This window comes from Acidisoma sp. 7E03, from assembly GCF_054665075.1.
In genome coordinates, this window is the sequence record NZ_BAAFHE010000031.1 from 1 (window position 1) to 11,505 (window position 11,505).

Below are 11,505 nucleotides of genomic sequence, written 5' to 3' on the forward strand. Positions count from 1 at the left end.
CGAACCTCAGGGCTGAATTTGTTCGTCGTCTTGCTCGTCATAGCTCCACTCTACTTGGAAGTTGGAGCCTCCGGGAAACCCGGTGCGGTTCACTGTTCATCGTGACGATCATCTGACCAGACTGGGTGTTGCGGACTTCGGGGTCGGCGCCAAGGTTGCCGATCAGGCTCACGCGGTTCAGGTAACCAGACATCGTTCATTCCCTTTCATGCCAGAGAGGAGGCCCAGCACCGCGCCGTGGCTCGTCCTCTCGGATGCGGTCTGAAAAACCTGGACTGAGACCGCCCGCCCCCGAGCGGCGCGGCTTGGTGCGGGAAGGAGCGCAGCGACTGACACGGCAGCGCCGCGAGCCGAAGGCGCAGCGCCCTTGCGCTGCGGGGATGCGAAGGCGGGAACGGGACGGGTTTAGACCGCGTTCATCCGAGAGAAGAACGAAGCCCTGCGCGGTGCCGGCACTTTCGACACACCTTCCCCCTTCTTCCTTCGATTCTCAAAAGTTCCATTACTTTTAGTGCTTCTGACGCGGGCGCGCGTCCTCAGACGCCGCCTTTCCGCTGGGAGGAATGACTATGTCGGGGGTAAGCGGTCACCGCGTAGAAACTTCGGAGTGTCCGCTCAGCGCCCTATCTCCTACATGCCACCATGCCTGAGGAGCCGAAATCTGGAATCTGCAGATCTGAGACCTGCCGAGGGGGACGGTGAGGTCTACTCCCTTCGCCCACTCCAGTTGCACGCCAAGAAACTCAACGTCGGACGACACTCGTCGCTCCACAGCGTCCGCTATTCGCTCTTGGCACCCGATCGGCCCGGTCGACGTTATAGGCTGACGTCCAACGCTCGCAGGCACGCATGCCTAGTGATGGCGCCCCGGCGCGGTTCCGCTCGAACCCGGCAGGATTAGGCAATAATTAGGCAGCTCTGTTTATTCGCGGCCGACGAACTGCTTCCTACATTCCGGTTCATAAACGCGCGTCGCGCGGAGCGAGAACGGAGATCAAATGTGAAGACTTGGTTCATAACCGGCGCCAATCGTGGCCTCGGGCTTGAGATCACCCGTGCTGCCCTTGCGCGGGGCGACAAGGTCGTCGCCACCGCCCGTAATCCTGCGCCAATCGAGGAGGACCTGCGCGAGTTCGGTGATCAGCTTGTGACGGCGGCGGTCGATGTGACGGACCTTCCAACCATTCAGACGGCTGTCGAGATGGCCCTGGATCGATTTGGCCGGATCGATGTCCTCGTCAACAACGCGGGCTACGGGCAACTCGGGGCCTTCGAGGAGATCAAGCCGGACACGATCGCGCGGCAGTTCGCCACCAACGTTTTCGGCGTCTTCGACGTCACCCGCGCAATCCTACCGACCATGCGAGCGCAGCGTTCTGGTCGCATCATGACCATCTCGTCCATCGCTGGCATCACCGGTTTCGAGGGGTCATCAATTTACTGCTCGACTAAGCACGCTATTTCTGGCTGGTCGGAAGGTTTGGCGAAGGAAGTTGCTCCGTTCGGAATCCGCATGACCTGCGTCTACCCGGGGCGCTTCCGTACTGATTTCCTCGACCCGAGTTCGGTTCGTTATGGCGAGATTGAGATCGACGATTATGCGGACTTCTCGGCCAAGCGCCGCGCAGCACTCGACGCCGACAACCATCGGCAGCTCGGTGATCCCACGAAATTCGCGGAAGTGATGATGAGTCTTGCCGATCATGACAATGCACCACTTCAATTTCCGTCAGGATCGGACGCCTATCAGACATTCACAAGCAAGGCCGCTGCACTCGCTGAGACTGCGGAGGGCTGGAAGACGCTCACCTTGTCGACCGACTATCCAAACGTAGGTGAGGCGGCGCAGGACGCTTGATCAATAGGCTTCGAAACGACATCACGACGCTCGTAGTCAGGGCACCGGATCTTACCGCGACTCAGCTGGGCGGCACGGCGGCCGGCAACGCCGGTTATCATGTGGTGGGCAGGCGCGTGCGGGATCTGCCCACCACAGTGGAAAAGCTGCTAGTCTGAGACCATGGCTCAGAGCGATGAAAGACAGGCCGCACCGGGCGAGGAGACGGTCATCGAACCGATCCGGGCACGCATCGCCACGGCCATCAAGCGTCATCTGGATGGTCGGGGCGATGCACAAACGCCCATCGCCGGGCTCAGCATTCATGGATGCGCTGAGCCGAAGGAGCCGAGTTCCTTTTTCTATGAGCCCTCCTTCGCATTCATCGCCCACGGCGCAAAACGGGTCGTCCTCGGCGATGAAACCTATGTCTATGACGAGACGCATTTTCTGCTGACGGCGGTCGATCTTCCGACGATCGTCCAAGTGATCGGCGCCTCGCCCGAGACACCATACCTCTCGCTTAAGCAGAACATCGATCTCGAACTCGCGCGAAGTTTGATTGCCGAGGTCGATGCCTACGGCATCCCGGCTTCGACTTCAGGGCCGGCCATGGCGATTGGTCCCGTGACAGCGCCATTGGCGGCAGCGTGCCTCAGGCTGATCGACCTGCTCGACACGCCGCACGATGTTCCGATCCTCGGCAAAGCCATTCAGCGCGAGATCCTGTATCGCGTGCTGACCAGCCCTGTCGGTCCGCGCCTGCGCCAGGCTGTCGAGGTCGGTACCCAGACCTACCGCGTTACCACTGCAATCCGGTGGATACGCGAGAACTATGATCGGGCGCTTCGGATCGAGGATCTGGCACGGCTCGTGGGCATGGGTGAATCGACGCTGCACCACCATTTCCGAAGCCAGACGGCGATGAGCCCACTCCAGTATCAGAAGCGGATCCGCTTGCACGAAGCGCGGCGCCTGATGTTGACCGACAGGCTTGACGCCGGCGTCGCCGCGCGTCGCGTCGGCTATGACAGCATAGCCCAATTCAATCGAGAGTACCGGCGCATGTTCGGGGCTCCCCCAAAGCGAGAAGTGCGACAGCTGTTGAGCGCCCCTGATCACCATATCGTGGCGGTTTCGTAGCGACGCGGGGATCAGTCCAGGCAGGCGTCCCCCAAGCATCACTGGTGCCGAGACGGCTGATGCCGTCCGTGCGTCCGGCTACCAGATGTGCCTACTTGGCAAGCGTCATGCTTCCGATCTTGTGATCGAAATCCACAACATCCCGGATGTCGTATCAATTACCGGCGGGCTTAATGCCAAGCTGCGCGGATATCTTCGCGAGCAGCTTTGGGTCCGATATCCCCTGTGGGTCTATGCGGGGGATGTAGCGTGATTCCAGCAAGGCAGCTTCCTCGTCGCTGAGATCAATCGACGTCGACGCGATGGCATCGTCAATATGATTAGTTTTGCTTGCTCCCACAATCGGCGCCACCACGACCGGACTGCGACGGAGCCAAGCCAGTGCAACCTGTGCTCGACTGACACCGCGCCCCGCCGCGACCGATCCGAGGGCGGTGACGATCTCCTGATCCGAATTCGCCGTACCCGCATAGAGAAGATCAGCAAACGGATCGGATTCAGAGCGTTCGGTCTTCTCGCCCCATGGCCGCGTCAAACGCCCCCGTGCGAGCGGACTCCAAACGATGGTGCCTACACCCTCGTCTGCGCAAAGTGGCAGCATCTCGCGCTCTTCTTCCCGAGCCAAAAGGTTATAATGATCCTGCATTGACACGAAGCGGGACCAGCCGTGCGCCTTCTGAATATGAAGTGCTTTGCTGAACTCCCAGGCCATCATCGAAGACGCACCAAGGTATCGCGCCTTGCCTGCCTTGACCACATCGTGCAGGGCTTCCAACGTCTCCTCCCAGGGTGTGGTCGGATCGGCACGGTGAATTTGGTACAGATCGACATAGTCTGTGCCGAGTCGCCGCAGACTGTGGTCGATCTCGGTCATGATCGCCTTACGCGAGAGGCCTGCACCGTTCGGGCCGGGCCGCATCGGGTGTCGGAGTTTCGTTGCAATGACGATGTCGTCGCGATTCGCGAAGTCCCTCAGCGCCCGCCCGAGAATCTCCTCACTCGATCCTTGCGAATACATGTTGGCGGTGCCGAAAAAGTTGATTCCATGCTCGATCGCGTGGCGAATGAGCGGGCGGCTCTCCTCTTCACCGAGGGACCAGACAGGGTGCCCGCGGGCGGGATCGCCATAGGTCATCGCGCCGATGCAGATGGGCGAAACCTCCAGACCGGTGCGGCCGAGCTTCACATATTGCATGATGGGTCCTTCCCTTGTTACTAAGTGGCCGAGGTCCTCCACGCCGCCATGACAGATCGCGATCTGCGCGAGACCTATGGACCGATGGTCGACGCGCTGCGGTAATTGCTCGAAAGCTGCGCCCAAGCAGGCGACTTCCGGAGGGACACGGACCCGGAAGACATCCTGCTGTTGCTCGGCTTCCTGTGGCGACTGCCCCCCGGGCCGGAGGCGGAGCAGCGCGCCGACAGGCTGATCGAACTCGTCATTCACGGTCTGCGGTCACCAGATTCCAGACGTCGTTCGGGGAGAGGAAGCGACGCGTGAACCCTGGCGCGTGGCGGCGGATTACTGAACCGAGTAGCCGCCATCGACCATGAGAATGTGGCCAACGACGAAGGAGGACGCGTCGGAAGCAAGCCACAGCACGGCCTCGGCCACCTCTTCCGGCTTCCCGGTGCGACCGATCGGATGGGCGGCGCGGATCGGCTCCATCACGGCGTCGGTGCCTGCAAGCTCGATGAACCGGTCGATCATGGGCGTGTCGATCGTGCCGGGGCCCACCGCGTTGATGCGGATGCCCTGCTTGGCATAGTCCAGCGCCGCGCCGCGGGTCAGGCCCAGTACGGCGTGCTTGGAGCCGGAGTAGGTGGTAAGGCCCGGGATGCCAACGACAGCGGACATCGAGCCCATATTGACGATGGTGCCGCCGCCCTGCTCGAGCATCTGCTCGATCTCGGCGCGCATCGTCAGCCATACGCCGCGCACGCTGACATCGAAGATATGGTCGTAGGTGTCCGACGGCTGCGCGGCCAGGGGAGCCGAGTTCTGCGTCAGCCCCGCATTATTGAAGGCGATATCGACCCGGCCGAACCGCTCCACCGCCTTCGCGACCAGCACCTGGACCTGATCTTCCTTCGAGACATCGGTGGCGACGAAGATCGCCTGCGCGCCAGCGTCGGTGATCTTCTTGACGGTCTCGGCTCCCGCAGCGGGGTTGATGTCCGACACCACCACCTTCGCGCCCTGCTTGGCAAAGGCGATCGCCGTGGTGCGTCCAATGCCGGAGCCGGCGCCGGTTATGAGGGCAACCTTGCCCCTCAGCTCGTCATAATGCGGCATGTCTTGTCTCCATATTGCTGAGAAATGCGGCGCCTTTGGGCGGCGCCGGGTTGGGGATCAGGCGGCGGCGAGCGCCGGCTTGTCTGCGCGGTAGGGCGGATAATCGACGTACCCCTTGGCGCCGCCCTGGTAGTAGGTGTCGCGCTCGGGCGGATTGAGCGGCCAGTCGTTGCGCAGGCGCGCGACGAGATCGGGGTTTGCGATATAGGGCTGGCCGAAGCCCGCGAGATCGATCACGCCCGTCTTGATGAGCTCGGTCGCACGCGCCTTGGTCATGCCGCCATCGAGGAGGATTGCGGTATTGGGCGCGACCCCGCGCCACTCGATGAGCAATTCCTTGATGAGGTCGCTCGTCGGCTTCTGCCCGGCGGGCGTATTGAAGAATCCGGTCTGGTCCATGACGTGGAAATAGGTGATGCCGCGCGCACCCAGCGCCTTGCCGAGCGCCACATAGGTCTCCTCGGCATCGTCGAACATCGGGACATCGCCGATCACGCCATAGGGTGTAAGCCGGATACCGACCTTATGCGCGCCGATCGCGGTGCTGACCGCATCGATGACTTCGAGTGTGAAGCGCATTCGCCCGTCGATCGTCGCGGCCGAGTAGCGGTCGGTGCGATCGTTGATGTGCGGGTTCAGAAACTGGTCGAAGAGATAGCCATTGGCAGCATGCAGCTCGACCCCGTCGAAGCCCGCTTCCATGGCATTGCGGGCCGACTGCACGAAATCACCGACGACGCGCGCAACCTCGTCGGTCTCTAGTGCGCGCGGCTTCGAGGCAGGCACGAAGCCGACCTTGCCGGTGTCGTCTCTCCCGAACGCCATGGCATTGGCCGCCTTGTCGGTCGAGCTGACCGGCGCACCCTTGTTCGGTTGGTTGGAGCTGTGCGAGATCCGCCCGACATGCCAGAGCTGGATGAACATCCGGCCACCGACAGCATGAACCGAGTTCGTGACCAGCCGCCAGCCGGCGATCTGCTCGGGCGTGAAGATGCCGGGATTGTAGAAATAGCCCTGGCCCTCCTGCGAAATTGGTGATCCCTCGGAGATAATGAGACCGGCGGTCGCGCGCTGGGTGTAGTAGAGCGCGACGAGATCGGTCGCTGCATCCTGCGGGCCGCGCGAACGGGTGAGCGGAGCCATGAAAATCCGGTTGGGCAGTGCTAAGCCGCAAAGGTCGAACGGCGTGAAGAGATCGGACATTGAAGGAAGCCTCTGGGGTGGATGACCTGCCCCAAACTAGGCATCCGGCAACGATGTAAAAACCGCTTTAATTCTCGTCAAAGCGGAATATCTTTCTACCATGCGAGTAGCGGTTGAGAGCGTCAGCGCCATGCAGGCCTTCGTCCAGGCAGCGGAGAAGCGCAGCTTCAAGCTTGCCGGTCAGGTGGTTGGGCTAACCCCTTCTGCCGTGGGCAAAGCGATCCAGAAGCTTGAGGAGCAGCTTTCCGTCCGACTATTCCACCGCTCGACGCGGTCGATCACGATCACCGAAGAAGGGCAGCTTTTCCTCGAACGGTGCCGGCGGATCCTTGCCGAAGTGGAGGCGGCACAGGCGGAGGTGGCGGCCGCAGGAGCCGCGCCGCAAGGGCGTCTCAAGATCAGCCTGCCTGCCGAGCCGATGCTCCTCCTGCCCGCCATCGCCGACTTCAACGAGGCCTATCCAGACATTGAGCTTGAACTCGACGTGAATGATCGCTTCGTCGACGTGATCGACGAGGGCTTTGATGCGGTGATCCGCTCCGGTGAACCCAAGGACAGCCGCTTGCGTTACCGCAAGCTCGGAGATTTCACATGGCGATTTGTCGCGGCTCCGGCCTATGTCGAGCGTGCCGGGTGGCCGGAACGGTTGGCTGATCTCGCCCAGCACCGTTGCCTACGCCAGCGTATGGCCGAGACGGGTCGTCTTCTGCCCTGGCCGACTGGCGAGGACCTTGATGCAGCCTCAATCCCGGCCACGATCGCGGCAACAGCGATGGAGCCCGTTCTCGACCTCACGCGGAAAGGAAGGGGCATAGCGTACCTGCCGCATTTTGCGGTTCAAAGCTGCATGGACAGCGGTGAGTTAGTCGAACTTCTCGCTGGTGCCCATAAGAAGACCGGCTCGCTGTATCTACTGTGGCCGTCAAGCCGTTATCCGTTGTCGAAGGTCCGCGTCTTTGTCGACTTCATCGCAACCCGGGTGGTGCGAGAGTTCCACGGCCTTTCACGGCCGTGATCAGGCCCGGCGATCATGGATCCCTATTGTCTCACCTCATGCGCTTGGATCGCGCTTTGTGCGACCAGCGCGGCTAAAGATGAGACATGTCTTGGCCTTGGGATGTTCCTTGAGCCATGCATACTGTGAGCAGTGCGCCGCCGCTCTCGCGCACCGTGCCACCATGCTGGCCTGCCCGTTGAGAGGCCAGACCACTCCTTCCTGATAGTCTCACACCGGCGTGAGACTTTTCAAAGTCGACGGCCCTAGCGCAGCTCGGCCGCCTTCCCATGCTCCTCTGGCCCTGGATCGCGTTTAAATCTATGAGCGGGTCGACCGCTTTTGGTCCAACTTGGAGCCCTGCCAATCCGTCATCACTGCGCCGGCCACGACAATCGTGGTCATCGTCCCGCGTTATGCGTTGAGGCACAAACATCCAGGCCCGTGTCCGCTTTGGCGCGTATAATCGTCCGATTGCGATCGCCGGCTTGGATCGCTAGGCGCCCCACGGCGAGTGCGGGCTAGCAGGCTGGCCGAGTTGAAGCATGCCCTCAGGGGCTCGCTTGCCGGATGGCATCTGAGAGCAGGTTCGGTAACCGGCGATGGGCTGGGCGCTCGCGATCTCCAGAGCCGAGGCACAGGCGCTGGAAAGCATTTTTCCTTGCCTGTTGCCACTCTCCGGCAATCGTCGTTTTGTGATTTGTACTCATTCGTCCCGCGTCTTGTTCCCCCTCCCGACCCAACCTTCAAACGCAATCCAGCCCCCGTGCCGTATTCGGACCATCTCGACGACAATTTCGATAGCTTGGACTTCGAGCCGCTCTGCCGGACGGCCTGCACCTTGCTGTCGGCCCCGGCGGCCATCATCCTCCTCGACGAGACCTCTTATCGTTGGTTTCATGCCGCCGACGAGGCATATCGGAGCCTGGCCGCATCCTGGCCGCGCGAGACGCCGGGCGTCGTGTCAATCGCAGGCATACCCTTCGGGCCACAAGGAAGAGGCATCCTCCTCATTCTGGATCGGACAACCCGAAACCTATCGGTATCGGAGCAGGCGGCACTTCTTGATCTGGCCGATATCGCGGAACAGCTTCTCACGCTTCATGTTGAAAATAAGACCCTGGCCCGGCGGCGGGCCTTCTTTGAAATGCTTGCCGAAAGCTCCTCCGAGACCATCGTGCGGGGCGATCTCAACGGCGTCCGCCTTTATGTCTCACCCTCCATTCGCACGCTCCTGGGCTATGAACCGGAGGAGCTGATCGGCAAAAAGGCCTTGGACATCACGCACCCGGATGACCTGGGCCCGCTGCGGGAGATGATCACACGGGTGTTTTCAGGCGAGATCGAAACCGGCCTCTGCGAGCTGCGCCAGCGGCACAAGAACGGCAGTTGGGTGTGGATGGAAGCCTCGCAGCGACTGACCTATGACAGCGTAACCGGGGCGCCCGATGGCTATGTCGTCTCCGTTCGTGGAATCGAGCGGCGCAAGGCCTATGAAGCGGAGCTGGAGCGGCTCGCCGGCCATGACGAGCTGACGGGTTTGCCTAATCGTGCCCTGTTCCGCAAACAGCTCGGCGCGCGCCTGCTCGCCGGCCAGCCCTTTTCGATTCTGTATTTGGATCTGGATGATTTCAAGGCCGTCAACGACCAGCTCGGCCATCCTATGGGCGATCGGGTGCTGCAGGAAGTGGCGCTTCGTTTCAGGGCCATCCTTGGCGCGCATGGCATAGTTGGCCGTATCGGCGGAGACGAGTTCAATGCTTTGGTCGACCTGCCTCCAGATCAGATCGCGGCGCTCTGCGAAAGCCTGATTGCGGCCGCAGCTCAGCCGATCGCGCTTTCGGATGCTGAAATCCGCATCGGCATGAGTATCGGCGTCATCACGGTCTCCGAAACACAGGAAAGCGTCGATATGCTCCTCATGCGGGCCGATCATGCGCTCTACCAGGCCAAGCGATCGGGGAAGAACCGCTACTGCCTGGGCGGGTAGAGATCGTTGCGTTATCGCGTAAAAGAGGCAGCATCTACTCTCCCTTGCCTTACTTCTCCTCTGCCCGGTCTATCCGTGGCGCGCTCGGCCCATGCCAGGTTGCGAGGACCGCTCCGCCGACGATGAGGCACGCGGCCAGGCCCAAAGTGAGCGTCGCCACGGCCTTCCCTGCCAGCACCAAAAGCAAGGTCGAGATGAGCGGCGCCAGGTAGGACAATGCGCCAAGGAGCGGCAGGTCACCGTGTTTCGTGGCATGGTCCCATGCAAGAAAAGCAAGACCAGTCGGGCCAATCCCAAGCAGGACAATAGCACCCCATTGCCCGCTGGCCGGCCACACTGTCTGTTCCAACAGGATATGCGCGGTCGCGCCAGCCAAGGAAACGGCCGCACACACGCCAATCAGCATTTCGCTTGGAACACGGGCGAAGCGGCGGTTGATCACAGTATAGGATGACCAAACAACCGCGCAGCCGATAGCAGCAAGGTAGCCGAGAACACTGCCCCCGCCTTCTATCACCCTGCCGTGCCCGGTGAAGATGAACCCCACGCCCACCAAACCCATCCCGGTGCCGCCAAGATGGCGTATCTTGAGCCCAGGGCCATGCGGCAGCATGGCCGAGAACAGCACGATCAGGAGTGGCCAAAGATAGGCGATAAGGCTGGCGCGGGCCGGCGGTATGGTTGCGAGCGCGTAGAAATACAGCGCGTGATAGAGAAACAGCGCGAGGAACGCCGTCACCCATGGAAGAACCGGCTGACGCAGCCGCGCCAAGGCTTCCCTTCCACGCAGAGCGAGGAGCGCCGATCCAACGACAAAGGCCACGCCAAAGCTCAAGGCAAGCAATTCGAAGGGCGGAATCCCGTGCGTCGCCGCTGTTAACAGCGCCAGACCGGCCCAGAAAACGATGGCAGTGCAGCCAAATGCCGTCGCCCTTAACGTCTCCCGTGCCGCCATGGCCCTCTCACTGCAAACCCAGACCCGTATGGCCTCGATTTGCGTGAAATGTCTTGGCCGATTCTACGGAAGTTTAGGCTTTTTCAGCGAGACAGGGTTCACGCTTCGGCGAATTTCTCCTGGCGTCTGACCTCGCAGGCGTCGCAAGGCCCGGGTCATGGTACTCTGATCGCCATACCCGGCCCTCACCGCCACTTCAGCGATCGGCAGATTCGTGATGCTCAGCATCCGCGCCGCTGCCTCCGCCCGCAAAGACATCAGATGGGCATGGGGCGTGGTTGAAAGCCGATCCCGAAAAGTCACGTGAAGACAGGTAGCGCTCATCCCCGCAGCATCGGCGATATCCGCGACCGTGATGGACTCCGCCAATCGGTCTCGCATGAAAGAAAGTGCCCGTTCAATCTGAAAGTCCGCCCGGTCCCGAGAGCCCCCACGCTCCACTAAACGATCGAGCAACAACACGGACCACGCCAACTGTTGATGAGCTGAGAGACTCTCTATCCCTCTTCCCATGGTGGCATAATCCAACAACCCTCGAATATCGGGGCCTACCTCGAAGAAAACAGGAAGTGACATTTCTGCTGGATAGCCACCTCCTCCCGCAGGCATCTCGAGAACGACAAAAGCATTCTGTCCTCGGGCGAAAAAGCTGTGCGTGTTCCCGGCCGCTATGAATGCCCCAGTACCAGAAGTTACCCGTCCGATACTACGCCCTACTTCCATTTCGAGATTGCCGCTACGGGGAAAGACGAACTGATGAAACGCATGTACATGACGAGCGACTTCAGCAGAGTAATTACGTGTGGCGACACTAACCGTGCTCATGTCCGGCCTTCTAGGTTCATAACCAAATGCAATGCAGTCCTGGATGCGGTTTATGAGTGCGGCGTCGTTGAATATCCGCTTCTCAATTCGCAACACGAGATTGGCTATGCCTGCCTTGGGTCGGTAGGAGACATCCTCGTGTGACTCCACGAAAGCTTCAAACTGGGGCGTCCCGCCACGGATCGATGATCCCGACATCAAGATCCGCGAAATGTCGCACGTTGCGCGTGGCGATCTTCGCCTTATTGGCGACGACGATGCC

11 protein-coding genes are annotated in these 11,505 nt (G+C 61.1%); 5 read left to right on the forward strand and 6 right to left on the reverse strand.

Annotated elements, in window-relative coordinates; translation table 11 throughout:
• Positions 1–37 precede the first annotated feature (37 nt).
• Positions 38–193 carry a single-stranded DNA-binding protein gene (locus ACYQ6W_RS22140; RefSeq protein ID WP_459678406.1) on the reverse strand — a complete coding sequence of 52 codons (156 nt, stop codon included), beginning with the start codon at positions 191–193 and terminating at the stop codon, positions 38–40.
• An 807-nt stretch (positions 194–1,000) separates the two neighbouring features.
• Here ACYQ6W_RS22140 and ACYQ6W_RS22145 point away from each other — a divergent pair.
• Positions 1,001–1,858: an SDR family NAD(P)-dependent oxidoreductase gene (locus tag ACYQ6W_RS22145; RefSeq protein WP_459678408.1), complete on the forward strand. Its 858-nt coding sequence runs from the start codon at positions 1,001–1,003 to the stop codon at positions 1,856–1,858.
• A 162-nt stretch (positions 1,859–2,020) separates the two neighbouring features.
• On the forward strand, positions 2,021–2,980 hold the full coding sequence (locus ACYQ6W_RS22150) for an AraC family transcriptional regulator (protein WP_459678409.1): 960 nt from the start codon (positions 2,021–2,023) through the stop codon (positions 2,978–2,980).
• A gap of 154 nt (positions 2,981–3,134) precedes the next feature.
• On the opposite strand, the gene ACYQ6W_RS22155 is transcribed toward ACYQ6W_RS22150, so the two are convergent.
• Positions 3,135–4,175 (reverse strand): aldo/keto reductase, encoded by a 1,041-nt coding sequence (locus ACYQ6W_RS22155; RefSeq protein WP_459678410.1) that lies wholly within the window; start codon positions 4,173–4,175, stop codon positions 3,135–3,137.
• A 105-nt stretch (positions 4,176–4,280) separates the two neighbouring features.
• Between ACYQ6W_RS22155 and ACYQ6W_RS22160 the strand changes: the two genes are divergently transcribed.
• Positions 4,281–4,481, forward strand: coding sequence for an SbtR family transcriptional regulator (locus ACYQ6W_RS22160; protein ID WP_459678412.1), 201 nt, complete (start codon positions 4,281–4,283; stop codon positions 4,479–4,481).
• Between the two features lie 21 nt (positions 4,482–4,502).
• Here ACYQ6W_RS22160 and ACYQ6W_RS22165 read toward each other — a convergent pair whose 3' ends face one another.
• Together ACYQ6W_RS22165 and ACYQ6W_RS22170 are read right to left on the reverse strand one after the other, a co-directional pair.
• A complete protein-coding gene (locus ACYQ6W_RS22165) occupies positions 4,503–5,276 on the reverse strand; it encodes an SDR family oxidoreductase (RefSeq protein ID WP_459678413.1) in 774 nt (257 codons plus the stop codon).
• A 57-nt stretch (positions 5,277–5,333) separates the two neighbouring features.
• Complete coding sequence (locus tag ACYQ6W_RS22170) at positions 5,334–6,479, reverse strand: alkene reductase (protein WP_459678415.1); 1,146 nt, start codon at positions 6,477–6,479, stop codon at positions 5,334–5,336.
• Between the two features lie 130 nt (positions 6,480–6,609).
• Here ACYQ6W_RS22170 and ACYQ6W_RS22175 point away from each other — a divergent pair, with 130 nt between their 5' ends.
• Positions 6,610–7,494: a LysR family transcriptional regulator gene (locus ACYQ6W_RS22175; protein ID WP_459678418.1), complete on the forward strand. Its 885-nt coding sequence runs from the start codon at positions 6,610–6,612 to the stop codon at positions 7,492–7,494.
• Between the two features lie 745 nt (positions 7,495–8,239).
• On the forward strand, positions 8,240–9,463 hold the full coding sequence (locus tag ACYQ6W_RS22180) for a diguanylate cyclase domain-containing protein (RefSeq protein ID WP_459678420.1): 1,224 nt from the start codon (positions 8,240–8,242) through the stop codon (positions 9,461–9,463).
• A gap of 49 nt (positions 9,464–9,512) precedes the next feature.
• On the opposite strand, the gene ACYQ6W_RS22185 is transcribed toward ACYQ6W_RS22180, so the two are convergent.
• The gene (locus ACYQ6W_RS22185) at positions 9,513–10,418 is read right to left on the reverse strand and encodes a DMT family transporter (protein ID WP_459678421.1); all 906 of its coding nucleotides are present in this window, start codon (positions 10,416–10,418) and stop codon (positions 9,513–9,515) included.
• A gap of 63 nt (positions 10,419–10,481) precedes the next feature.
• Positions 10,482–11,393, reverse strand: coding sequence for an AraC family transcriptional regulator (locus ACYQ6W_RS22190; protein ID WP_459678422.1), 912 nt, complete (start codon positions 11,391–11,393; stop codon positions 10,482–10,484).
• Positions 11,394–11,505 lie beyond the last annotated feature (112 nt).

What these genes read in the sequence shown, in the direction of transcription:
- ACYQ6W_RS22140 (WP_459678406.1), bottom strand. Translation starts at nt 193, where the DNA reads ATGTCTGGTTACCTGAACCGCGTGAGCCTGATCGGCAACCTTGGCGCC.
- ACYQ6W_RS22185 (WP_459678421.1), bottom strand. Translation starts at nt 10,418, where the DNA reads ATGGCGGCACGGGAGACGTTAAGGGCGACGGCATTTGGCTGCACTGCC.
- ACYQ6W_RS22165 (WP_459678413.1), bottom strand. Translation starts at nt 5,276, where the DNA reads ATGCCGCATTATGACGAGCTGAGGGGCAAGGTTGCCCTCATAACCGGC.
- ACYQ6W_RS22150 (WP_459678409.1), top strand. Translation starts at nt 2,021, where the DNA reads ATGGCTCAGAGCGATGAAAGACAGGCCGCACCGGGCGAGGAGACGGTC.
- ACYQ6W_RS22155 (WP_459678410.1), bottom strand. Translation starts at nt 4,175, where the DNA reads ATGCAATATGTGAAGCTCGGCCGCACCGGTCTGGAGGTTTCGCCCATC.
- ACYQ6W_RS22170 (WP_459678415.1), bottom strand. Translation starts at nt 6,479, where the DNA reads ATGTCCGATCTCTTCACGCCGTTCGACCTTTGCGGCTTAGCACTGCCC.
- ACYQ6W_RS22175 (WP_459678418.1), top strand. Translation starts at nt 6,610, where the DNA reads ATGCAGGCCTTCGTCCAGGCAGCGGAGAAGCGCAGCTTCAAGCTTGCC.